Consider the following 23,669-nt stretch of genomic DNA (forward strand, 5'->3'; position numbering starts at 1 on the left):
GCATCGGTTTTCGTTGTCCGGACGGGCTTTGCGAGTGTTTCAGCGCAACGGGCGGGCCGCGGCGAGCGGGGCGACCGCTGCCCGCACTCGCGGGTCGGCGAAGAACCCGTCGACGGTGACGGGAAGGGGGATGCGCCAGTTAGGGTACTCATCCACGGTTCCCGGCAAATTCGGCTGGCGCCGTTCGCCGACGACGTCCGCCGGCGCGGTGAGCACCAGCCGCGACGCCGCCGAAGCGAGCAGCGTGTGCAAGGCGACCACCAAGTCGTCGTCCGGAATTCCTTCGCTGGCAACCAATTCGAGCAACGCTCGACGTTCGGCCGCCGCCTCGGCGTACTCCTGCTCCACCGGCCGGTCGAGCTGGCCGAGTTCGGCGCGGACCCGGACGTGCTCGGCGTCGAGCCAGCCGGACACGGTCGGCAGGTCGTGCGTCGAAATGCTGGCCATCGCGTCCGGGTCCCAGCGGTCCGGGCGGACGAACGGCTTGCCGGGCGCGTCCCAGTCGCGCTGGAACCACAGCACCGCGGAGCTGAGCAGGCCGCGTTCGTGCATGGTCTCGGTGACGGTGTCCTCGACGGTGCCGAGGTCCTCCCCCACCACGACCGCGCCCGCGCGGTGCGCTTCCAGCGCGAGCACGCCGAGCATCGCTTCGGCGTCGTAATGCACGTACGTGCCGCGGCCAGCCGGTTCGCCCGGCGGAATCCACCACAGCCGCCACATCCCCGCGACGTGGTCCACGCGGATGCCGTCGGCGTGGCGCAAGACGCCGCGCACGACGTCGCGGAACGGCGCGTATCCGGCTTCGGCGAGCCGGTCCGGCCGCCACGGCGGGAGATTCCAGTCCTGGCCCTGCTGGTTGAACGCGTCCGGCGGCGCGCCGACCCGCACCTGCGCGGCGAAGACGTCCCGCAGCGCCCAGGTGTCCGCGCCGCCGGGATGCACCCCGACCGGCAGGTCGTGCACGACGCCGACCGGCATGCCCGCGTCCCGCGCGGCACGGCGGACGTTGTCGAGCTGTTCGTGGCAGAGCTGCTGAAGCCAGCCGTGGAACTCGATCCGTTCGGCCAGTTCCTCGCGCGCGGCGGCGACCTCGGCGCTGCCGGGATCGCGCAACGGCTCGGGCCACTCGCGCCAGTCGTTTCCGTGCACCTCGGCGAGCGCGCCGAACGCGGCGAAATCGCGAAGGTCGTCGTCCAGTTCGACCGGACGCGGGTGGTGCGGGCGCAGCAGTTCCAGCGCGGCGCGTTTGGCGGTCCACACGGCGTCGTAGTCGATCAGCTCGCCGATCGGGTCCGGCGCGAGCGCCCGCACCCTCCGCTGGGTGTCCTCGTCGGCGCGGGCGAACGCTTCGGTGTCGGTTACCCGCAGGTACAGCGGGTTCGCGAACCGGCGGCTGGACGGCGAATACGGCGACCGCTCGACCGGATGCGCCGGGCTGATCGCCTGCACCGGGTTGACGAGCAGCACGCCCGCGCCCAGTTCGGCGGCCGACCGGGAGGCCATCGCGGCGAGATCGCCGAAATCGCCCATCCCCCACGACTGGCCGGAATGCAGGGCGTAGAGCTGCAGCATCCAGCCCCACGCGGGCGGCACCTCGGGCAGCTTCGCCGGGACGACGGCGAGCGAAACCCGTTGCTCGGCGGTGACGATCCGGTGCCAGCCGAGCGGAAGGTCAGCCGGAAGCGTGGTGCCGACGTCACGCGTGGTGCCGTCCTCGAGTTCGACCGAGGCGGGCTGGCCGAGTTCGCGTTCTTGCCCGGCGCGCACCACGACCGTCGGCGGCAGCGCTCGCGAGGCACGGGCTTCCCGCACCGCGGCCAATTCCCGCTCGATTGCCTGTGGAGTGCTGGCATCGACGTCCAGCTGCGCCAATACGGCGATCACGACGTCAGGATCGACCTGTACTTCGACTTGGTCGGCGTTTTCGTAGTGGGTGGCGACTCCGCGAGCGGCGGCCAGTTCGGCCAGTTCGGGGGTCACGTTTCGGTCCGGGGAACGGGAATGCGCACCGGACCAGTGTCCCGGGCGGAGCCCCTCGCCGCCATTCGCCCCGCCGCCGCATCCGGGCGAAGCGGTGACCGGCCGGTCGGGGGGCGTGCCGGCCGGTCACCGCCACACGAAACAAGAGGGAAGGCGTTCCCGGGAATGACGCACGGCCGCCGAGTTCACCCGTTCAGGCGCTATTCGCAATTTCAACGCGCAGTTTCCGTTCGGCGGGGGTAAAGCCGCCCCCAGAGATTCCGGTCAGGCTCCGGCCAGTTGCCCGAGCTTTCCGGCGAGCCGGTCCAGCCACGCCTCGACCTCGCCCGCCGGCCGGTCCGGCAGGCCGAACACGACCTCGGTCACGCCCGCCTCCTCGAGCCTGGCGAGCCCTTCCGGGTCCGGGCGCGGGCCGAGCGCGATCACTTCCGGCTCTCCCGCGCGACCCTCTGCGCGCCAGATTTCGCGCAACTGCGCGACTTTCCCGGCGATGTCGCCTTCGGCGGGCGTGGTGAGCCAGCCGTCGCTGTGCCGGGCGATCCAGCGGAACGTCCGTTCGGTCCCGCCCGCGCCGACGACCACCGGCACCTTGGACTGCACTGGTTTGGGCCACGCCCAGCTCGGCCCGAACTCCACGAACTCGCCCGCGTAGCTCGCCTCTTCCTCGGTCCACAGCGCGCGCATCGCCTCGAGGTACTCGCGCAGCGCGGTCCGCCGCCGCTTCCCGGGCACGCCGTGATCGGCCAGTTCGTCGGTGTTCCAGCCGAACCCGACGCCGAGCGTGACCCGGCCGCCGGACAGGTGGTCCAGCGTCGCGACGGTCTTGGCCAGCGTGATCGGGTCGCTCTCCACCGGCAGCGCCACCGCGGTCGCCAGCCGGATCGTCGAGGTCACCGGCACCGCGCTGGCGAGGGCGACCCACGGGTCGAGCGTGCGCAGATAGCGGTCGTCCGGCAGCGAGGAGTCGCCCGTGCGCGGATGCGGCGCGTCCCGGCGGACCGGGATGTGGGTGTGCTCGGGCACGTAGAACGTCGCGAACCCGCACTCTTCCGCGGCCTGCGCGGCCGCCGCCGGGGAGATGCCCCGGTCGCTGGTGAACAGCACGATCCCGTATCTCACCCCCGGCACGGTATTAGAACGTGTTTCAGTTTGCAACGGCCTCCCGGCCTGCGGATCGATCCCGCGAAAACCCGGGCTTGACGGCGGCCCGGGCCGGGTACTCCACTGGTACTTGAGCGATCACCGGCCCGTCCTGCCCGAGGAGGGGATCATGCTGCCCTATCGCGACCGCAGCGCCCTGCGGAAGATCGAAGAGGAACTCGCCGCGAGCGACCCCGTGTTCGCCGCGACGCTGAGCCAAGGCGTGCCGCCGGCGCACACCCGGCGGTGGCAGAAGATCCTCGTGCTGGCCGAGGTCACCGTTCTGCTGATGCTGGTCTTCGGCCTGATGGCGGGCGAGACGGGATGGTTCCTGTGGGGCCTGCTCGCCGCGCCGCTGCTGGTCTGGATTCATCGGACGACGCTGCAGCGCCGCCGCGAACCCGTGCCCGACGACGACCGGACGTGATCAGCCGCGCTGCGCGGCGCGCTCGAGCAGCGGCGTGAGCCGGTACGGCACCATCTCGCGCATGACGAGCGCGTTGTTGGTGCGCTCGACGCCGGGGATTTCCAGGATTTCCCCGGCGATCCGGTACAGGTCGTCCGCGTCGGTCGCCACGACGTGCACCAGAAGGTCCTGCGCGCCGGTCAGTCCGCGCACCTGCAGCACCTCCGGAACCGCGGCGAGCGCGCGCCCGACCTCGTCCAGCAGGCGTTGCCGCGCTTGCACCGTGACGAACGCGGTGAGCGGGTAGCCGAGCGCGGCCGGGTCGATCCGGTGTTCGGCCGAGCGCAGCGCGTCGCCCTGTTCGAGCCGGGCGAGCCTGCTCTGCACGGTGTTGCGCGACAGGCCCAGCTCGTCGGCGAGCGCGACCGCGGTGGCGCGCGGAGTGCGGCCGAGCGCGAGCAGGATCCGGGCGTCGGTGGCATCGAGCCGCTGAGTGCTGGGCATGCTGCGCAATCCTCTCCGCACCGCGCGGTGCTGTGTTGGGCGTTCTGCGCAATGTCGAACGCACTTGTTGTGCACCTTACCCAGCTCTGCTGGACTGGCCTGAACTTTCCGCCCAAGAAAGGTCCGATCCTTCGTGAGCAGCGCCGCCCCCGAACGCCTTCCGGACAACGACACGGTGACCGTCCTGCGCGAGGTGCAGGACCGGGTGCTGTGGCTGTCGGCCGCGATCATCGACCACGCGAACCGGGTGCGGCCGAATCCGACCGGGCTCAAGGTCGGCGGGCACCAGGCGTCCAGCGCCTCGATGGTGTCGATCATGACCGCGCTGTGGTTCGCCCGGCTGCGCGCGGAGGACCGCGTTTCGGTCAAACCACACGCCTCCCCCGTGCTGCACGCGATCAACTACTTGCTCGGCGACCTCGACGAGAAGTACCTGACGACGCTGCGCGAGTTCGGCGGCCTGCAGAGCTACCCGTCGCGCTCGAAGGACCCGGACCAGGTCGACTACTCCACCGGCTCGGTCGGCATCGGCGCGACCGCCCCGATCTGGGGCGCGCTCGCCCGCCGCTACGTCGAATCGCACGGCGGCGGCGCGGGCACCGGGCGGCAGTACTCGCTGGTCGGCGACGCGGAGCTGGACGAGGGCGCGTGCTGGGAGGCCATCCTCGACCCGAACGTGGCCGAACTCGGCGAGGTCGTCTGGATCGTCGACCTGAACCGGCAGTCGCTCGACCGCGTGGTCCCGAACATCGGCGCGACCCGGCTGCAGGGCATGTTCGAGGCGGCCGGCTGGCAGGTGCTGACCGTGAAGTACGGGCGGCTGCTGCAGGAACTGTTCGAACGGCCGGGCGGCTCCGCGCTGCGCCGGCGCATCGACGAGATGCCGAACCCGGAGTACCAGCGCCTCCTCCGGTGCACCCCGGCCCAGCTGCGCGAACGCCTGGCCACGCCGGAACTGGCTCCGCTGCTCGACACCCTCGACGACGAAACGCTGCACGCCGCCATCCGCAACCTCGGCGGCCACGACCTGTCCGCGCTGCTGGACACGTTCGACGCCATCGACGACCACCGGCCGACGGTCGTTTTCGCTTACACGGTCAAGGGATTCGGCCTGGCGAGCGAAGGACATCCGCAGAACCACTCGTCGCTGCTGACCGCCGAGCAGCTGGGTGCGCTGGCCGAACGCGTCGGGATTTCGCCGGAGAACCCGTGGCAGAAGTTCGCCGACGGCTCCGCGGCCGCCCAGCTGTGCGCCTCGACCGCCGCTCGCCTGAAGCGGGGACCCGTTGAGCTGCAACCGGTTCCGGCTCTGCCGTCCGACATCGGCCGCACGCCGTCCGGCCGCACCACGACGCAGGCCGCCCTCGGCCGCGCACTGCTCGACCTGACCCGCGAAGCTCCCGAGGCAGCGGAACTCGTCGTGACGCTGTGTCCGGACGTCTCGTCCAGCACCAACCTCGGCGGCTGGGTCAACAAGGTCGGCGTGTGGTCGCCGCAGGAACGCGTCGACTGGTTCGCCGACGACCCGGAGACGATCCTGCACTGGCGCGAGCGGCCCAGCGGACAGCATCTGGAACTGGGCATCGCCGAGGTGAACCTGGTGAGCGCGCTCGGGGAACTGGGCACGACGTGGTCGCGCTGGGGCCGCCCGCTGCTGCCGATCGGGGTGCTCTACGACCCCTTCGTGGAGCGCGCGCTGGAACCGTGGTCGTTCGGGATCTACGGCGGCGGACAGTCCATTTTGGTCGGCACCCCGTCCGGCGTCACGCTCGCGCCCGAGGGCGGTGCGCACCAGTCGGTGACCACGCCGTCGGTCGGGCTGGAACAGCCGGGCTGCGTGACGTACGAACCCGCGTTCGCGCTGGACGTCGAGTGGACCCTGCTGGCGTCCCTTTCGCGGCTCGGCCGCCCCGACGGCACCTCGGCGTACCTCCGGCTCTCGACCCGCCCGGTGGACCAGAGCCTGGCCGCGGTGCCGACCGACCCGGCCGCGCGGGAGCGCCGTCGCCGCCAGGTCGTGGCGGGCGCGTACCCGATCCGCACCGCCGCGGTGGCGCGCCCGGACGTCACGCTGGTGACGATGGGCGCGATGGTCACCGAGGCGCTGGAAGCCGCCTCCCGGCTGGACGCGCTGGGCAAGCACGCCGACGTCGTGTGCGTGACGAGCCCCGGCCTGCTGTTCCGCGCCGTGCAGGCCCGGGCGGGCCAGGACACCGCCGACACGTGGATCCTGGAGTCGGCGCTGCCGTCCGAACGGTCCGCGCCGATGGTGACGGTGCTCGACGGGCACCCGCACACGCTGGCGTTCCTGGCGAACGTCCACCGCGTGCGGGCGGCGCACCTGGGCGTGACGCGGTTCGGGCAGTCGGGCGATCTGGAGAGCGTGTACCGGCACCACGGCATCGACACGGACAGCATCATCCAGGCGGCGCTGGACGTCGCGGACTGACCGAGGTTGTTGTCCGTGAAGGACTCCTTCCGGGAATCAGATTCCCTCGGGGAGTCCTTCACGGACCTTCGGCACCTGCCTCAGTTCCCGATCCGGACGAGCGACCGGGCGCCTTCCCCGCGCCGCATCCGGTCGAACGCCTCGCCGACCTTGTCGAGCGAAATCCGGTGCGTCACCAGGGTTTCCAGATCCAGTTCGCCCGAACGGACCTCGTCGGCGAGCACCGGGATGTCGCGGTCCGGGTCGGACGCGCCGTAGACCGTGCTGGTGAGCGTGCGGGCGAAGTGGAAGATCTCCAGCGGGTTCAGCACGACCTGCTGGTCCTTCCGCCCGACGCCGACCACCGTGCAGTGCCCGCCGCGGCGCACCGAACTCCACGCCGCGCGGATCGTCGTCGCCGCACCGACGCATTCGAAGGCGTAGTCCGCGCCGCGGCCCTCGGTCAGCCCGCGCACCTGTTTGGCGAGTTTGTCGTCGCTCACCAGGAAATCCGTCGCACCGGCCGCGCGGGCGAGCGCTTCCTTTTCCGGCGACAGGTCGGCCGCGATGATCTGCCTGGCGCCCGCGAGTTTCGCGCCGAGCACCACGCACAACCCGATCCCGCCGAGCCCGAGCACGAGCACGCTCTGTCCACTTCGGACCTTCGCGGTGTTGCGCACCGCGCCGACCCCGGTGAGCACCGCGCAGCCCATGAGCGCGGCCAGGTCGAGCGGCACGCCGTCCGGCAGCGGCACGACGGACCGGCCTGGCACCACGGTCTCCTCGGCGAACCCGCCGACGCCCAGCAGGACGTTGAGCTGAGCGCCGTCCAATTCCCCGCGCGGCAGCGTCGTGACGCCCTCGATCGCCGAACACAACCACGGTTCCCCGGCCCGGCAGAACCAGCATTCCCGGCACGCGGCGGCCCAGTTGAGCACGACCCGGTCCCCCGGCCGCACGTGCGCGACCTGGCTGCCGACCTCCGCCACGACGCCGGACGCCTCGTGCCCCGGCACGAACGGGTACTGCGGACGCAGCGTTCCGTCCACCATGGACAGATCGGAATGGCACACGCCGGCGGCGGCGACCCGCACCCGCACGTCCTCCGGCCCGACCGGCGGCAGCACGATGTCGCACACTTCCGGACGCCCGCCCTGCTCGCGCACGACCACGGCTTTGACCACGGGGGTTCTCCTTCGGATCGGGCTAGAGCTGGATGGATTTGAGCTCGGTGAACTCGTCGAGCGCAGCGCGGCCCATCTCGCGGCCGAGACCGGACTGCTTGTACCCGCCGAACGGGGCCAGCGGGTTGAAGGCCCCGCCGTTCACGTCGATCTGCCCGGTCCGGACCTTGCGCGCGAAGGCCAGCGCGCGGTCCTGGTCGGCCGCCCACACCGCGCCGTGCAGGCCGTAGCGGGAGTTGTTGGCGATCCGCAGCGCGTCTTCCTCGTCGTCGAACGGGATGATCGACAGCACCGGGCCGAAGATCTCTTCCTGCGCGATCGTCGAATCCGGGTCGACGCCCGCGAAAACTGTCGGTGCGACGAAGTAGCCTGTGTCCGCAGGAGCTTCGACGCCGCCCGTCACCAGAGTCGCGCCCTCGGCGATGCCCTTTTCGATGTACCCGCGCACGCGGTCGCGCTGTGCCGCGCTCACCAGCGGGCCGAGCTTGGTCTTGGGGTCCAGCGGATCGCCCGTCGTGAACCCTTCGGCGAACGTCTTCGCAAGCGCCGCCGCTTCGTCGTGCTTCTCGCGCGGGACGAGCATGCGCGTCCACGCCGTGCAGGTCTGGCCGCCGTTGAGGAACGCGTTGGAGACGCCGACCTTGACCGCCGTCGCGAGGTCCGCGTCGTCGAGGATCACGTTGGCGGACTTGCCGCCCAGCTCCAGCGTCACGCGCTTGACCGTGCGCGCCGCCAGCTCCGCGACCCGCGTCCCGGCGCGCACCGAACCGGTGAACGACACGACGTCCACCTCCGGATGCGTCGCCAGCGCCTCGCCGACCTCCGGCCCGTACCCGGTGACGAGATTGACCACGCCCGGCGGGAAACCGGCCTCGTGGATCGCGTCGAACAGCTGGTACGCGCTCAGCGGCGCGACCTCGCTCGGCTTCACCACGACGGTGCAGCCCGCCGCCAGCGCGGGCGCGATCTTGCAGGTGATCTGGTGCAGCGGGTAGTTCCACGGCGTGATCGCCGCCACCACGCCCGCCGGTTCGCGCACGATCAGCGAGTTGCCGATTTTCTCCTCGGGCTCCTCCTGGCCGAGCAGGTCGACGTACGTCTGCACGTCGGTCTGCGGCAGCGCGGCCTGGATCCGGGTCGCGATCCGCAACGGAGTCCCGACGTCCTTCGCGATCGTCTCGCCGATCTCGTCGGCTCGTTTCGCCAGCCCGTCGAGAAGTTTGCGGAGCAGCTCCGCACGGTCCGCCCGGCTGGTCTCCGCCCACGCCGGAAACGCCTCGCGCGCCGCCCGGACCGCCCGGTCGACGTCCGCGGCCGTGCCCTCCGGGACGTGCGCCTGTACCTGCTCGGTGGCCGGATTTTCCACCGGGATCGTGGATTTCCCGTCCGAACGGACCCATTCGCCGCCGATGTACAGCACGTCGCGTTCAGCCACCGAGTCTCCTCCGACCTAGGTTCTCTCCTCGCCGCCGGATTCTATAGAAAACGCTCCGACTGTCTAGTGCGCCGCGAGGACGCCCTGCGCCGCGAGGAAGTCGACCAGCAGGTCGCCCGCCTCGCGGATGTGCGCCGCCATCGCTTCCCGGGCCGCTTCCGGCTTGCGCTCGTTCAGCGCGGCGAGCACCCGATCGTGGTCGTCGCGCGCGAGCAGCGGCCAGCCGGGGATGTCCGCGTACGCCGAAAACGGCACGTACCGGAGCGTCAACGACAGCATCCAGGTGAACTTCGGCGCGGCCGCAGCGTGATTCACCATGCGGTGCAACGCGAAATCGGCCCGCTCGGTCGCGTCGAGGTCGCCTTCGCGGACCGTTTTCTCGATCTCGCGCTGGAGATCGTCCAGCCGCGCCAGCCCCGCCGGGTCGAAGGCCTCCGCCGCCCGCGCGGCCAGTTCGCCGGAGACGTAGGCCTGCATCGCGTAGACGTCCACGACGTCCCGGCGGGTCACCGGGATCACCCGGAATCCGCGCCCTGGACGGAAATCCACCATGCCCTCGCCCGCGAGGGCCATCAACGCCTCGCGGACCGGGGTCGCGCTGACGCCGAGCCGCTCCGCCAGATGCTCGGTCCGCAGCCGCTCGCCGCCGCGGACCGCGCCGGTGAGGATCAGGTCGCGCACCTGCTTGGCGACCCGCGGACTCAGCCGTTCGCGCGCTTCTCCGGCCACTGTCACGAAAACTCCCCGCCAGCGTTGGGTTTCTCGCCATCGTAGCCTTTTCTGTCTTGTGTGACCCCCGTCACTTTTCGTGCCGGAGAGAACCTGCGGGAGGGGTCGCGTCGACTATCCGGACGAACCCGTGCACGGGTGAACCGCACGGTGTCCTCAATGGACACTCCGAGGGAGGGAAACCGAATGTCACTGAAGTCTTCGATCCTGCGCCACGGCCGGCTGGCCGCAGGCACGGCACTCGCCGCGGCCGTCGTCGCGGGCGGAACGATCGGAGTGGCCGCCGCTTCGCCCGGCGCCCATCCGGCTCCGCCTGCCAGTGTCGGTGCTGCTGCCGGTGCCGGTGCCGGTGTCGCCCAGCCGCCCGCCGCCGAACAGCCGCCGGAGGGCGCCCGAGCGACCGTGAAGGTCGACCCGAACCCGGCCGCCCCCGGCGGGGACGTCACGATCACCGGCGACTGCGGCGGAGGAAAAGGCCTGAAGAAGGTGATCGGCGGCTATCCCGGCCACCAGATCCTGAAGGACGTCAAGATCGTCGACGCGAACCCGGAGTCCTTCAAGGCCACCGCGCTACTCACGACGAAGATCGGCGACGGAGTGGGCCCGGTGATGGTCGACTGCGACGGAGAATCAGGCGTGACCCTGCTGGTCACCCACGGCCCCGCGGCGGGTGGGCAACCATGACGAAACCCCGCGGCACCCGAGTGACTCGCTCCGGCCCGGAGGCGCTGGTGGCCAGGTAAGCCCAGCAGTCCCGGCCGTCGCTCGCGCGATTCGCGGCGATTGCCGGTCCGGTCGGTGGCCGACGACCGGACCGGCAATCGCCGCCTGCCGCCTGCCGCCTGGAGAGGACGCCGCCGACGTCTCAGGCGTGCTGCCGACGCGAATGATCAACGGCCCTGTCCAGAGATCGCACTTGCCGACGTCAACGGCTGAGCGACCAGGAACCCGCCTGCGGGAAACAGCCCTATCGGGGAAAGGAGTGTGTACCAGCTCGGACGGTCGCCCCTTCGTTCCGGAGTCATCACCCGGACCGGCGGCGGACCAGGCAGCCGAGCCGATCCCGGACTGACCGCGGCCACTCCGCCCACGCGGACGGCCTCCGGCTCGGCCCTGCGTTCTCCTCCGTGCTGCCTGCACCGCAAGACGGGGACCCGCCAATGCCCCAGACTGGTCCACGATCAGAGCCCACCAACGCCGACAACCGCGGGCGAGACAGCGTGCTGCGCCCTACCCACCGGGGGCAGGCCACCAGCCAGTCCCCAGGCTGGCCGGTGGCACACCGCGCCGCCCGATGCGGATGTGGTGGGTTGGGAGGCGAACTGCACCTCCGAGCACCCCGCGGACCACCCCCGCGAGGGTGGAAAATCTCGCGCGCCCGCGGCCGAATCCCCTGCTGTGAGCGGATGTGCGAGCGCTGTGAGGTTGCTGTGCATCCGGCCGCACGGGATGCCTGGCGGGCGTCGGCATGGTCATCTTGAAGCGTGAGAGTCAACGTTTCCCGGACAGCGCTGGTCGTTTGCGCGGCGGCGGCGATCGTCGCGACCGGCGGCGCCAACGCCGTCGTCGACACCGCTGACGTCACCGGCCCGGCCGTCCAGCCGAGCGGCGTCGGCACCCCGGCCGTCTCGACCGGCGGGGGTTCCGGCGGCTCCGGGACGAACCTCTCCTCCGGCAGCACCCCGACGACGCCTGCGAACTCGGCGGCGCCTGCCACCCCGGCGGCCCCCGCGAGCCCGGCAGCGCCGGCGAACTCGGCGACGCCCGCGAACCCGGCGCCTGCGGCTCCGGCGACCGCGACGGCCAGCCCGACCGTCGGCGCGTTGTTCTCCGGCGGCAACCACTTCTGCTCGGCCAGCGTGGTGCACAGCCCGGCCGGCGACCTGCTCCTCACCGCCGCGCACTGCGTCAGCGGCGACATTTCCGGCGTCACCTTCAAACCCGGCTACCACGACGGCCTCGCCCCCTACGGCACCTGGCAGGTCACCGCCGCGGTCGTCGCCGACGGGTGGAAATCCTCGTCCGACCAGGACCTCGACTTCGCGTTCCTCAAGGTCGCCCAGCCCGGTTCCGCGAGCCTCGAAAGCCTCACCGGCGCCAACCAGCTGGGCACGAACCAAGGGTTCTCGCACACGATCACCCTCACCGGCTACCCCGACGGCACCGAACAGCCGGTCGTCTGCACCGGCACCACGACCCAGTCCGACACCTACCAGCAACGCGTCGCCTGCCCCGGCTTCCCCGACGGCACCAGCGGCGGACCCTGGGTCATCAACGAGGACCCGAACACCGGAACCGGCACCGTCATCGGCGCCATCGGCGGCTACCAAACCGGCGGCGCCACCCCGGACGTCTCCTACAGCGCCTACTTCGACGACGACATCGACCAGCTCTACCGCTCCGCGATCAGCTGACTCTCCGCGTACGGTTCTGTCGACGGGAACGGGCTGGCGGAAGGCTGCGATGCTCGCACCTGCGAGACAGCGCCGCCCACGACGACATCCACCAGCGGCATCTGGACTGTCGAGCAGCCCGCTCACCTGGGACGGCATCGCGGAAGCCGTCGAGGCGCTGCGGCGTGAACCGGGAAACCGACTGCTGGATCTTGCATGCGGGCGCGGCGGATACGGCCCGGAGATCGCTTCCCGAACCGGCACGCGGTTGATCGGTGCCGATTTCGCGCGGGCGGCAATCGACCAAGCCCGTCGTCTGGCTCAACGATTCGATCCCGGAGACGCACAGTTCTTTCCGGGCGGCCTCGCCGACACGACCGTGCCATCCGAATCAGTGGACGGGATCGTGTGCGTTGATCGAATTCCCGGCGACCGCGTAGTTATTCGGGGAGATGCGCCGAGTGCACCGTCCGGGCGGACGCGTCGCGCTGACGACGTGGGAGGCCGTCGATCGAGCGGACGAGCGCGTTCCCGGCACGAATCCGGGCGGTCGACACCGAAAGTGGTCGTCCGCAACGGCGGGCGGCGAAACGTGCGATGCGGGAAGAAGCAACGGCGCTCGCCCCAGGCGAGGATCCCGCTCTCCAGTCTTTGCACGACGAGGGTGCCCACTTTCGATGCGATGCGCAGAATCCTCGACCGCGGAGGGCTGCCCCGCCAATCAGCTGGAGCTGGGCGGCGCAGCCGGGGCCTGGTGCAGCGAGAGATTCTGCCCGGCCTTGTCATCGGGGGCCCACGCGCCCGACTCGGCCGTCCACGTCTGACCGGCGAAGCTCACCCGGTCCACGCCCAGCCTCGCCGCGCGCGCGACCAGCCAGCTCGCGATCCGCCAGCCCTCCGCGGCCGGGTGCGCGCCGCTCAAGCGGGCCGTGCCGAGTTCGGCGTTCGCGACCGTCACCAGGTTCGCCGGCGGGTTCAGCGTCAGGTTCCGGCAGGTCAGCGCCGCGGGGTACTGGCCGGTCAGCGCACCGGTCAGTGCGGTGGCCTCGTCTTCCCACTGGGCGTACGCGTCGGGGGCGCCTGAGCGCTGCACCGCCTGCGCGGCCTCGGTGATCGGAATGGTCTGCCAGTTGTCGAGTTTCGCGAGTTTCTTGTAGAACTCCGTCGCCGAGTACACCGGGTCCTGAAGCTGGTCGGGAGTGCCCCAGCCTTGGCTGGGGCGCTGCTGGAACAGGCCGATCGAATCCCGGTCGCCGCCGCTCAGGTTGCGCAGTTTCGACTCCTGCAGGGCGGTCGCGAGGGCGACCGTGACCGCGTGCGAGGGCAGGCCCTGCTTGATCCCGACCGCGGCGATGATCGCGGCGTTGTTCATCGGTTCCGGTTGCAGCGTGTACTGCGGCGCGGACGCGTCGTTCGGCCCCTTCGGCAACGCGACCGTGCAGCCGGGGGTCTTCACCTCGTCACTGCTCGAGAACATGACCACCACGACGACCACCGCCGCGAGCGCCACGACGACCGCCAGGATCGCCGCTCGCACGCCACACCCGCGCACTCGTGCCCGCCCTTCCCCACTGCCCACTTTAAGTGCACAGTCTGCCCGGGCGGCCCGGCCGCGAGACGCTCGGGTCAGGTCAGCCCGCGTCGGCGGGGCCCAGGAAGATCGGGTTCGACATGGCGACCATGGCGTTTGGCGTCGTCGTCTTCGGGCCGCCCGACGGACGCCGCACCTCGACGCGGACCCAGCGGCTGTAGCGCGGGTACGTCGTCCACGTGACGGTCGCGGCGCCGGACTCCGGGACGGTCTCGCTGTGCTCCGGCCCGAGCTGGTCGAGGAACGTCACGGTCGTGCCCGGCACTCCGCGAACGACCGCGCGCACCTCGATCGGCGTGCCAGTGCCGGCGACGAGCCGTCCGCCGATGCCCGCGGTACGCCCCGCTCCGGAGACCGAGAAGTCGAGCTGCACGTCCTTCGATTCGGCGAGCCACGACCGGCCTGCCTTGAGCCCGGCGAGCAGTTCGGCGCGGCCGAGCCGGTCCGCCTGGACGACGGTGTGCGGGAGCGCCACGGTGTGGTCCGGGTTGTGCGCGTCGGAATCGCCGATCGCCGGGATCCACCGGCCGCCGCGCAGCAGGCCGTCCCAGTGCGTGACGCTCGCGTCGTCGTCCGGGGTCCACGGGCCGTTCCAGACCTCGACGAGGTCGGCGATCTCGTAGGCGAATTCGTAGGTGCAGCCGAAGCAGTTCGCGAACGGGTGCGCGGCGGTGACCAGGCCGCCCGCCCGGTGCACCTGGTCGGTGAACCGGCGGAAGTCGCGCGGGTCGGAAGCCCGGTAGCGCCAGTCGATCCACGTGCCGGCCGGGACGCCGATCGCCGGCCAGTGCCCGGACCGCGTGGTGACCTCCTCGCCGTTCAGGATCAGCAGGTCGTCGGTGGCGTAGTTGCCCCACACCAGCTGCGAGCTGGACGTGTTGTGGTCGGTGGACACGATGAAGTCCAGCCCGGCCGCCCGCGCGTCCGCGACCAGCTGCTCGGGCGTGCGCCTGCCGTCGGAGTGGACGGTGTGCAGGTGCGAGTCGCCGCGGTACCAGGACCGGCCGCGATCGCGCGCCGGCGCGGTCTCCGGGGCCGGGTTCGGCTGGAACGGCTTCGCGGTGTCCCGGCCGAAGGTCAGCGTGATGTCCACGCGGTAGTTCAGCCCCTGCGGAGCGACCGTGTACGGGCCGAGGATCACGTGCCAGCGGCCGGGCGTGATCGGCCCGGCGAGGTACCCGGGCGTCGCCTCGGCGGCGCTGATCGAGAACCGGTCGCGGAAGCCGCCGGACCAGCCGCGGAAGCCGCGCCGCGTGCCCAGTTCGTGCCCCTCCGGGCCGAACATCCCGATGTCGCAAGCATTTCCGCGCGTCCCGGCGGGCACCGACGGCCGGTCGTAGGAGTAGACGACGTCGATCTGCTTCACCCCGCGCGGCACGTCGACCGGGAGGTAGTACCAGTCGGGCACGTCCGGGCGAAAGGTGCCGGTGACGGTCTTCGTCTGCTGCCCGTCGCCGGGCGCGGGCGCCGCGAACGAGACGCCCGGCACCATGCTCATCGCCGCCCCCGCGGCGACGACGCCGCCGGCCCGGAACAGGTTGCGCCGGTTGAGTTCCCCAGTGGACATGCCCTACCTCCGCAGCAAAGAAGTCGCGCCGACGCTAACCGCCGGGACCACCCCCTTCAACGACGCTGCGGTGAACACTCGGCGACTCGCCTCGTCCGCTGTCCGCTCCCGCACCCCGCCGGACCGCGCAACGGAACAGCACCTGACCACCCGCGCGCACTTCCCCCAGCCCCAGCGGAACCTGGGCATCACTGGGCGCACAACCGCATGCCACGCACAAACCAGCCGAACGACACCTTGCCGCCATGGCACGACAAACCGCACGCGGCCGTGCGCCCCGCCCCGCACCGTCCCCAACGCCACACCGACCCGCGCATCGCGAGAGGCAGGACCGCATGCGGCACAAGGAAATCACCGACCGCCATCACCGCACGCCATGGCACGGCGAACCGCACTCAGCGACTCGCCGGGGCCGCCGTCCACTCCGCATCCCGCCGAGCCGCGCGCCCGGGCCCACAAAGTACGGAACAGCCGCCCGGGATGCCGAACTCCCGCCACCGCACCACGAACCGCGCCACCGCCCTCACTCCGCCGCACCACTCCCCTCCACCACGCGGTCCAGCCACTCCTCCACCAACGCCTCGAACAGCACCGGCTGCTCGAACTGCAGGTTGTGCCCCGCCCGGTCGAGCACCGCGTAACTCGCCCGCGGGTAGTGCCCCAGCAATCCGTACGACTCCGCGAATCCCGTAGACGAGTCCTGCCGCCCGCACACGATCAGCGCCGGTTTCCGGTACTCCGGACCGCTTTCCGGATCGACCGACAGCGGCCAGCCCGCCAGCATCCGCTGCAGCGCGGCCCGGTCCGCGACCGCCAGGCCCGGCGCCACGTCCGCGCGGAACCGCGCCAGCGTCTCCGCGGACTGGACCACCGCGATCTCCCCGTACTCCGCCGCCTCCGCCGGGTCGAGACCCGCCAGCAGCTCCGGATCGGCGCGCAGCACCTCGTGGTCCGGCACGTCCCTCTCGAGCACCGGCACCGGGCGGCCGACCGGGCACACCAGCGCCAAGCCGGCCACCTGCCCGGGCCGCGCCCGCGTGAGCCCGCGCGCCAGGTAACCGCCGTACGACTCCCCCACCAGCAGGAACGGCTCGTCCCCGATCAGGTCGTCCACCAGGTCCTCCAGCGCCGCGAGAAGGTCGTCCGACCCGCGCGCGGACCCGGCGGGCGATTCGCCCATCCCGGGCAGATCCGGGTAGATCCGCCGGAATCCGGGCCGCCGCGCGAAAACCGGCTCGAGGCAGCCGGTCATCAGGCGGTGGTCCGGCATCCAGCCGTGGACGGCCAGCACGGGCGTGCCGGAACCGTGTTCGACGCAATGCATCGTTCCTCCCTGTTCGCCGGCCACCGTTGTACCGCACGGCACCGACAATTCCGGGACTCCGGCGGGCGGGAGGGGGCTCCGCCGGGCGCCCGGCGGCAATTTCCGGGCGAATTCGCCGGAAAGTCAGCCGCGGGAGCTGATCAATTCCCTTTCGGGCGCCGGCCGCCCCGGAGCGGGACGGTTCGGAACGCAAGCCAGCAGAAGGAAACCTGCCACGACGCCCAGGAGCACGTGGCCGGTGACGGCGCACAATCCGCACAATGCGGTCCATAGGACGATCTTCATCCACCGAGTGTAGGACCGCGAAGAATCGCCGTCGGCGGACTTGGGGAAAACTTAGGGTTCGGTTCAGCCGAATTCCCCGGAAGAAGCAGAAAAGAAAGGGTTGCCTTTCCTCTCCGCCCCGAGCGGGCCCTTCCGGTGCGCCGCGGCGGGGAGTCCGGCAGGATCGGGGCCGTGCCCACGCCCGGAACCAGCGCGCTCGTCGTCACGCTCCCCTCCGCCGCCGTCCTGCTCGAAACCGCCGCGGCTGTCGACCCCAGACTCGTCCGTCCCGGCCTCCCGCCGCACGTCACGGCGCTGTACCCGTTCCTGCCCGCCGACCGGCTCACCGACCGGACCAGCGCCGACATCAGCCAGCTCGCCGCCAGCTTCCCCGCGACAGACGTGCAACTCGCCGACCTGGTCGCCGCGCCCGGATTCGTCGCCGCGGCCGCCCCCGCGCTGCAGCCCCTCGCCGACGCCGTGTGCGACCGCTGGCCCGACACGCCCCCGTACGGCGGCCGCTTCGGCGCGCACCCGCCAGCACACCTGACGATCGCCCTCGGCGGCACCGACGACCAGCGCGCCGAGGTCGCCGAACGAGCCCGAGCGGCGCTGCCGGTCACCGCCCGGGCGGAAACGCTGCACCTCGTCGTGCTCACGGAGCAGGGTTGGCAGCTCCGGCTGTCGGCTCCGCTCGGAACGCCTGCGCGATAGCCCGCAGCCGGGCGACCTCGGCCGCGAAAGCCGTCTCCTGGGGCAGCACCGGCGGTTCCGCGGGCTCGTCCGGCACCGGCCCCGAACTGCGCACCACCTGCGCAGCCGCGGTCGGCGACGCATCAGGCCCGACCCCGGACAACAGCAACCCGTCGTTGATCTCGCTCATCATCGTCAGCAACCGCTCCCGGCCGGTCCCCGACGCGTCGTCAAGACGGACGATGTCGGGGTACCGCGAAGCCAGGTGCTCCCGCAACGGCCGCAACGCCGCCCGCGTACGCGCGTCGCGCACCGCCCGCCCCAACGCGGGCAACGCGGGCACCGTCAGCCCCACGACGATCAGCAGCACCGATAACGCCGGAAAGCCGACCGCGAGCGTGCACCGAACCGTCGAAAACGCGCCGCGGCACAGCTTCGGGGCCGGATGCTCGGCGGTCAGTCCGCTGATCAGATCGACGATCTTGCCGACCAGATAAGCGAAAGCGAACACACAGGCCAGCAGCATGATGCCCAGCCCGGCCCGCAGCGCGCCGGTACCCGCGCGCACTGCCCCAGCCGACACCACGGCGATGTCCGCCACCGCGAAGCCCAGGTACAGCGTGTACACGACGATGTATACGACCAGTGTCGGATTCGACCGGTACAGCGCGTCGAAGAGCCCTACGCCCGTCGGCAGCCCGCGCGTCGCGAAGAACGACGCAGTGAGCACGACGAGCGCGACAATCAACACCCCGAGCCGTGCGCGCCGCCGACGCTCTGCCACGCCACCGATCTCCGCGACAGTCACTTCGATCCCGTACGCGGCCACCATGGTCGCGAGGTTCGACAGCAGCCGGCCAAGGCTCGGGTACAGCTGGCTCTCGATCGCCTGCGCACTGTCGGCGAGCAAGCACAACGCGATGCCGAGGGCGATCAGGCTGATCGCGAGCCCCGAGCCCGCACCGGTCCGCCGCGCTCGCACCGCGCGCCAGATCCCGGTCGCGACGGCGAGCAGGCCGACGCCGAAGAACAGAACGTCGATCATTCGCGCACTACCCGAGCAGCGACGCGAAACGCCGCGCGCGATCCGCAGCCGGTCCGGACGCGCCGGGACGCAATGGGGCGCCGTCCGCCGTGGCGGCGCTCATCAGGAACACGGCGATGAGCTCCGCTTCGTATTCGTCGGCATTCGTGGTGACACGGGTCAGCAAATGCGACAGCAGGTGCGCGCTGAGATCCGGCGCGAGCGTCGCCGCTTCGGCGTCGACGAGCACGCATTCGCCGCGGTGCTCGCACAGCAGATGGGCGATTTCGTGGGCGATGATGTGGTCCTGGTGCAGCGACGACGTGCCCGCCGCGTACGCGATCAGGTCGTAGTCGTCGTGCCGCTGCCACGCGCCGGAGGGCTGGCCGGGCGCGTAGTCGACCGCGACCAGGTCGATGTCGCGGCCGCGGTGCCGTTCCAGCCGGTCGATCCACGCGTTCATCGACCACGGCCGCGGGGCGGGCACGTGCCGCAGCAGGTCGCGCACCCGGTCGCGGGCGCGCGTTCGCACGGTCGGGTCGATGTCCCCTCCCGAGGCGATCGGCGGCTGGACCAGCCTGGTGCACCAGGGGGTCCCCGACGCTCCGGCCGCCGCCAGCATAGCCGCCCGGATCACTCGGGCTTGCGTCCGCGCCGGGTGCGCTCGCGTCCCTCGGCGTAGCTGCCGAGCTGGTCCATCAGGGCGGCGACGGTCCGCCGGTCGCGCTCGGACAGCCGCATCGCGCGCTGCGCCAGCTCGCGGGCCTGGGTGTCGCGCCAGGCGACCACGTCGGCGACCTGCTCGTCGACCCGGCCGGCGACCTCGTCGTCGAAGAAATAGGTGACCGGCACGCCGAAGAACCGCGCGAGCGCCTGGATGTGCGACCGCTTCGGGTCGCGCCGCGCGCCGACAGCCAGCTGCTGGACGTGCGTGGCCGACATGCTGACGCCGGTCACGTCGGCGACGCCCTGGGCGATCTCGCGGTAGGAGTAGGGCTTGCGGTCCGGCGGGTGCACGGTCGCGATCAGGTGCGCCAGCCGTTCCGCGAAGCTGCGCTCCTGGTCCTGCTCGGCCATGCCGCCCCCACCACCGTTCCGTCTCCGTAACAGCGTCCAGCATAACCGTCTCGAAAACTTGACACCAGCCGTCCCGTTACGGATACACTCGGCCCGCGCATCGTTTAGAAAACTAAACACCGGGATCCGCGTGCGGTCGCTGGGGGTGCCCGCACGCGGTCCCGCGCCTGCCCGCTCCTGGTCGAGCGAGGGACGCACAAGTGCCGCACAGGCTGCGGAGGTAGGTTGTGCGCCATGACACTCCCCCACAGTCCCGAAAGGACACCCGTCGTCGTCACCGGCGGCAGCGGCTTCATCGGCCGCGCTGTCGTGCGCGCGTTCCGTGAGCGCGGTTATCCGGTCACAGTCGTGGACCGCGTGCGCTACGAGACGACGGACGAGGGAGTGCGCGTCGTCGTCGGAGACCTGCGCGACGCCGAGACCCGCGAAGCGGCTGTCGAGGAAGGCGTCGGCGGAATCGTGCACCTTGCCGCGCTGACGTCCGTACTGAAGTCCGTAGAGCTGCCGCGCGACACGTACGCGGAGAACGTCGCCGTGACACAAGAACTTCTCGAACTGTGTCGCGTACGCGAGGTGCCGCGCTTCATCCTCGCGTCCACGAACGCAGTGATCGGCGATGTCGGCACTAACACCATCACGGTCGACCTGCCCACGAAGCCGCTTACGCCATACGGCGCCACGAAAGCGGCCTGCGAGATGCTCCTGTCGGGCTACGCGGGCGCGTACAGCATCACGACGTGCGCGCTGCGCTTCACCAACGTGTACGGGCCCGGCATGTCGCATAAAGACAGCTTCGTCCCGCGGATGATGCGCGCGGCGTTGAATAATGAAGGCGTGCGGGTGTACGGCACCGGCGAGCAGCGTCGCGACCTCGTGCACGTAGACGACGTCGTGCGTGCGATCGCGCTCGCGTACGAGAGCGGCTACACCGGCCGCGCGATCGTCGGGGCCGGACATTCGGTGTCAGTGCTGGAAATGGTCGAGACCGTGCGCGCGGTGACCGGGGCCGAGCTGCCCGTGGAGCACGTGCCCGCGCCCGCCGGCGAGATGCCCGCAGTGGTCGTGGACGTGTCGGCGAGCGCGGAAACCATCGGCTACCGCCCGGAAATCAGCCTCGCCGACGGTCTCGCCACGGCGTGGAAGTACTTCTCCGGACTGGACCGGGCCGAGGCGCCGTGACCGGATTCCTCCGCCGCCACGCGTTCCTGCTGGTGCTCCTCGCCGCGGGAATCACGCTGCGGGTGCTGGCCTGGCTCGCCTACCGGCCCGCGCTGCTGTACATCGATTCCTTCCGGTACCTGGACAATCTGCAGGGCCTGCGCGCCGACGGGATCAACCCGGTCGGCTACGACCTGCTGCTGAAACCGCTGCTCGCGGTCGGCGGGCTGTCTTTCGTCGCCGCCGTGCAGCACCTCGCCGGGCTGGCGATCGCGGTCGGGAGCTACGCGCTGGCCCGGCGGCTCGGCGCGCGCAACTGGGTCGGCGCGCTGGCCGCCGCGCCGCTGCTGCTCGACGCCTACCAGGTGCAGATCGAGCAGAACATCATGGCCGAGGTGCTGTTCGAGGCACTGCTGTTCGGGCTGCTGTGGCTGGTGCTGGCCAAGGGAAAACCGAACTGGCGGCGGATCGCGCTGGCCGGGCTGGTGGTCGGGTTCGGCGTGCTGGTGCGGCTGATCGGCGTCACGATCGCCGCGCCGTTCCTGCTGTACGTGCTCGCCGCGGGCAGCGCTTGGCGCACCTGGCGCGGTTGGCGCAACGCGGGCGCCGGGCTGCTGGCGATCCTCGCCGTGGTCGTCCCGTACGCGGCGAAAGTCAAGGCGGAGACCGGGAATTGGGGCCTGAGCGGACCGTCGGGCAGCATGCTCTACGGCCGCACCGCCGCGGTCGCGGACTGCGCGAAACTGCGGCTCGACCCCGCCGTGCGGCCGTTCTGCCCCACCGAACCGGTCGAGAACCGGCTGGTCGACAACTACACGCACGCCGACCTCGACCCGGCGTGGCCCGGCCCGCTGCCGCCCGGCGCGGACAAGGGCGCGCTGGCGCACGAATTCGCGATGACCACGCTGAAAGCGCAGTGGTGGGACGTCGCGACGGCGATCCTCGGCGACTTCGGCAAGAGCTTCCAGTTCACCCGCTACACCGCACCCACCGACGTGCCGATCGACCGGTGGCAGTTCCAGCTCGCTTATCCGGAATTCGCCGAACCCGCCGCGGTCAAGGCGGTCACGCAGCAGTTCGACGGCACGGATCCCCAGGTCGACGAACCGATCGCGGCGTTCCTGCGCGGCTACCAGCTCAACGGCGGGTTCGTGCCCGGCGCGGTGCTCGGGTTCTTCGCGCTGCTCGGCCTGCTGACCGTGCTGCGGCGCAAGAAACCCCGGCACCCGGCGCGCGGCGGGGCGTTGTTCGCCGCGGGCACCGGGTTGTTCCTGCTGTTCGGGTCCGCGGTGTTCGAGTTTTCCTGGCGCTACCAGCTTCCCGCGCTCGTGCTGCTGCCGGTCGCCGGGGCGCTCGGGTTCACCACGCTCACCGTCGCCAGCCACCGGCGTCTCGGCAGTTACCCGGACGCTGTCGACGAAGGCGCGATCGCGGACTTCCACGACCGGCATCCCGGCGCGAAGCTGTCCGAGCTGACCGTGGTGATCGCTGCGTACAACGAAGCCGACGGCATCGGCCAGGTGCTGGAGAAGATGCCGGACGAATGTCTCGGACTGCCAGTAGACGTCCTGGTGGTCGTAGACGGCGGTACGGACAACACTGCGGCCATCGCGGAAGACCATGGCGCGTACGTGTGCGTCGCGCCGACTAACCGCGGTCAAGGCGCCGCGCTGCGCCTCGGGTACCACCTCGCGGCCGAGAACGGCGCGAAGTACATCGTCACGACCGACGGCGACGGCCAGTACGACAACAGCGAAATGGCCGAACTCGTCGCGCCGCTGCTCGACGGCACCGCGGATTTCGTGACGGGCTCCCGGCGGCTGGGGCACGAAGAGGCCGACAGCCGGATGCGCTGGGTCGGCGTGCGCGTGTTCGCGTGGCTCGCGTCGGTGCTGACCTGGCGGCGGATCACCGACACGTCGTTCGGATTCCGTTCGCTGCGCGCGGAACTCGCGTGCGCGATCCCGCTGAACGAACCGCAGTACCAGTCGTCGGAACTGCTGTTGGGCGCGACCGCGCGAGGCGCGCGCGTGCTCGAACGGCCGATGAGCATGCGGCTGCGCAAAGCGGGCAAGAGCAAAAAGGGCGGCAGCGTCGTGTACGGCGCGAACTACGCGCGGGTCATGACAGGGACGTGGTGGCGCGGGTACGTGCTGCGCCGCGGTCGAAAACGAACCGGTCGAGCATCGTGAACTTCGCGACGAACACCAGCGCGTAGCTGAGCACGTACGCCGCGTCGAGCAGCACGACCCACCAGAAATGCGGCAGGTGCAGCGGCGCGAGCAGGTGCCCGGCGAGCGTGGTCAGGCCGACCGAGGCGAGGCCGCCGAGCGAGATGACGAGGACGTAGGGCAGCAGCTCGCGGACCGGTTCGGGACGGCCGCGGCGGCCCCACACCCAGCGGCGGGTCAGGAAGAAGTTCAGCACCGCCCCGGCCGCGAACGCGCACGCGCTGGCCAGCCAGGGAGCCCCGCCGGCGGCGAGCACCGCGATCAGCGCGGCCTGGCTGAGCAGGGTCGCGGCCACCGAACTGGCGGCCGCGCGGACGAACCGGACCAGGCCGCGGCGGCGCGGCTTGGGCGATTCCTCCGTCGTGCGGGGGTTCGCCGGGTTGGTTACCGTCGTCATAGTCCTCAGTCTCCCCTCGGGCCGCCGGCTCCGCCGCGCGGCCCCCCGGCCCACAGCGGATTCACAGCTGACTGCCAGCCGACGATCAGCGGCGGGCGATTAGGTTCGGATCTGCCACCGCGACACCGGGCTTCGTGTAGAACG

The 23,669-nt window shown here is 71.2% G+C and carries 20 protein-coding genes and 1 pseudogene; 8 read left to right on the top strand and 13 right to left on the bottom strand.

All coding sequences use genetic code 11. The annotated features are described in order from the left end of the window. Positions 1–39: 39 nt before the first annotated feature. Both malQ and SSMG_RS21785 read right to left on the bottom strand, forming a co-directional pair. The gene (gene malQ / locus SSMG_RS21780) at positions 40–1,980 is read right to left on the bottom strand and encodes a 4-alpha-glucanotransferase (protein ID WP_009079490.1); all 1,941 of its coding nucleotides are present in this window, start codon (positions 1,978–1,980) and stop codon (positions 40–42) included. A 264-nt stretch (positions 1,981–2,244) separates the two neighbouring features. Then, entirely contained in the window at positions 2,245–3,099 is an 855-nt protein-coding gene (locus tag SSMG_RS21785; protein WP_037714438.1) for an LLM class F420-dependent oxidoreductase, read from the bottom strand. A 151-nt stretch (positions 3,100–3,250) separates the two neighbouring features. Here SSMG_RS21785 and SSMG_RS45475 point away from each other — a divergent pair, with 151 nt between their 5' ends. Further along, on the top strand, positions 3,251–3,547 hold the full coding sequence (locus SSMG_RS45475) for a DUF3040 domain-containing protein (protein WP_050788250.1): 297 nt from the start codon (positions 3,251–3,253) through the stop codon (positions 3,545–3,547). Here the strand turns inward: SSMG_RS45475 and SSMG_RS21795 are convergent, their stop codons facing one another. Further along, complete coding sequence (locus tag SSMG_RS21795) at positions 3,548–4,030, bottom strand: Lrp/AsnC family transcriptional regulator (protein ID WP_009079493.1); 483 nt, start codon at positions 4,028–4,030, stop codon at positions 3,548–3,550. Positions 4,031–4,163: 133 nt separating this feature from the next. Here SSMG_RS21795 and SSMG_RS21800 point away from each other — a divergent pair, with 133 nt between their 5' ends. Continuing rightward, positions 4,164–6,479, top strand: coding sequence for a pyruvate dehydrogenase E1 (locus SSMG_RS21800; RefSeq protein ID WP_009079494.1), 2,316 nt, complete (start codon positions 4,164–4,166; stop codon positions 6,477–6,479). An 80-nt stretch (positions 6,480–6,559) separates the two neighbouring features. On the opposite strand, the gene SSMG_RS21805 is transcribed toward SSMG_RS21800, so the two are convergent. The 3 genes from SSMG_RS21805 to SSMG_RS21815 form a co-directional block, all read right to left on the bottom strand. Continuing rightward, positions 6,560–7,642: an alcohol dehydrogenase catalytic domain-containing protein gene (locus tag SSMG_RS21805; protein ID WP_009079495.1), complete on the bottom strand. Its 1,083-nt coding sequence runs from the start codon at positions 7,640–7,642 to the stop codon at positions 6,560–6,562. Positions 7,643–7,664: 22 nt separating this feature from the next. Continuing rightward, complete coding sequence (locus tag SSMG_RS21810) at positions 7,665–9,077, bottom strand: aldehyde dehydrogenase family protein (RefSeq protein WP_009079496.1); 1,413 nt, start codon at positions 9,075–9,077, stop codon at positions 7,665–7,667. Positions 9,078–9,140: 63 nt separating this feature from the next. Then, entirely contained in the window at positions 9,141–9,812 is a 672-nt protein-coding gene (locus SSMG_RS21815) for a GntR family transcriptional regulator (protein WP_009079497.1), read from the bottom strand. Between the two features lie 180 nt (positions 9,813–9,992). Between SSMG_RS21815 and SSMG_RS21820 the strand changes: the two genes are divergently transcribed. The 3 genes and pseudogenes from SSMG_RS21820 to SSMG_RS47705 form a co-directional block, all read left to right on the top strand. Further along, positions 9,993–10,490, top strand: coding sequence for a hypothetical protein (locus tag SSMG_RS21820; RefSeq protein ID WP_100266844.1), 498 nt, complete (start codon positions 9,993–9,995; stop codon positions 10,488–10,490). 800 nt (positions 10,491–11,290) lie between these two features. Next, entirely contained in the window at positions 11,291–12,220 is a 930-nt protein-coding gene (locus tag SSMG_RS21825) for a serine protease (RefSeq protein ID WP_037714440.1), read from the top strand. Positions 12,221–12,269: 49 nt separating this feature from the next. After that, a pseudogene (locus SSMG_RS47705) lies at positions 12,270–12,602 on the top strand (class I SAM-dependent methyltransferase); the annotation flags it as partial. Between the two features lie 318 nt (positions 12,603–12,920). Here SSMG_RS47705 and SSMG_RS21830 read toward each other — a convergent pair. The 3 genes from SSMG_RS21830 to SSMG_RS21840 form a co-directional block, all read right to left on the bottom strand. Then, positions 12,921–13,736: a hypothetical protein gene (locus SSMG_RS21830; RefSeq protein ID WP_037714444.1), complete on the bottom strand. Its 816-nt coding sequence runs from the start codon at positions 13,734–13,736 to the stop codon at positions 12,921–12,923. A 94-nt stretch (positions 13,737–13,830) separates the two neighbouring features. Further along, a complete protein-coding gene (locus SSMG_RS21835; protein WP_009079501.1) occupies positions 13,831–15,357 on the bottom strand; it encodes a CehA/McbA family metallohydrolase in 1,527 nt (508 codons plus the stop codon). A gap of 523 nt (positions 15,358–15,880) precedes the next feature. Beyond that, the gene (locus tag SSMG_RS21840; RefSeq protein WP_009079503.1) at positions 15,881–16,681 is read right to left on the bottom strand and encodes an alpha/beta fold hydrolase; all 801 of its coding nucleotides are present in this window, start codon (positions 16,679–16,681) and stop codon (positions 15,881–15,883) included. A 456-nt stretch (positions 16,682–17,137) separates the two neighbouring features. Between SSMG_RS21840 and SSMG_RS21845 the strand changes: the two genes are divergently transcribed. Beyond that, the gene (locus SSMG_RS21845) at positions 17,138–17,659 is read left to right on the top strand and encodes a 2'-5' RNA ligase family protein (protein WP_037714446.1); all 522 of its coding nucleotides are present in this window, start codon (positions 17,138–17,140) and stop codon (positions 17,657–17,659) included. Here the strand turns inward: SSMG_RS21845 and SSMG_RS21850 are convergent. The 3 genes from SSMG_RS21850 to SSMG_RS21860 all read right to left on the bottom strand — a co-directional run bounded on the left by SSMG_RS21850 (position 17,601) and on the right by SSMG_RS21860 (position 19,739). Then, complete coding sequence (locus tag SSMG_RS21850) at positions 17,601–18,683, bottom strand: MAB_1171c family putative transporter (RefSeq protein ID WP_009079507.1); 1,083 nt, start codon at positions 18,681–18,683, stop codon at positions 17,601–17,603. The two genes, SSMG_RS21845 and SSMG_RS21850, sit on opposite strands and share 59 nt — an antisense overlap. A gap of 7 nt (positions 18,684–18,690) precedes the next feature. Continuing rightward, positions 18,691–19,194 (bottom strand): hypothetical protein, encoded by a 504-nt coding sequence (locus tag SSMG_RS21855; protein WP_009079509.1) that lies wholly within the window; start codon positions 19,192–19,194, stop codon positions 18,691–18,693. Between the two features lie 101 nt (positions 19,195–19,295). Beyond that, on the bottom strand, positions 19,296–19,739 hold the full coding sequence (locus SSMG_RS21860) for a hypothetical protein (RefSeq protein WP_009079510.1): 444 nt from the start codon (positions 19,737–19,739) through the stop codon (positions 19,296–19,298). A gap of 234 nt (positions 19,740–19,973) precedes the next feature. On the opposite strand from SSMG_RS21860, the gene SSMG_RS21865 reads away from it, so the two are divergent. Both SSMG_RS21865 and SSMG_RS21870 read left to right on the top strand, forming a co-directional pair. Next, entirely contained in the window at positions 19,974–20,918 is a 945-nt protein-coding gene (locus SSMG_RS21865) for an NAD(P)-dependent oxidoreductase (protein ID WP_009079511.1), read from the top strand. After that, positions 20,915–23,089, top strand: coding sequence for a glycosyltransferase family 2 protein (locus tag SSMG_RS21870; protein WP_037714452.1), 2,175 nt, complete (start codon positions 20,915–20,917; stop codon positions 23,087–23,089). The genes SSMG_RS21865 and SSMG_RS21870 overlap by 4 nt, the downstream gene beginning before the upstream one ends. Here the strand turns inward: SSMG_RS21870 and SSMG_RS21875 are convergent. After that, a complete protein-coding gene (locus SSMG_RS21875; protein WP_037714454.1) occupies positions 23,019–23,525 on the bottom strand; it encodes a GtrA family protein in 507 nt (168 codons plus the stop codon). The genes SSMG_RS21870 and SSMG_RS21875 overlap by 71 nt on opposite strands. Between the last annotated feature and the right edge of the window lie 144 nt (positions 23,526–23,669).

It is taken from the genome of Streptomyces sp. AA4 (genome assembly GCF_000158875.1).
GTDB lineage: Bacteria > Actinomycetota > Actinomycetes > Mycobacteriales > Pseudonocardiaceae > Amycolatopsis.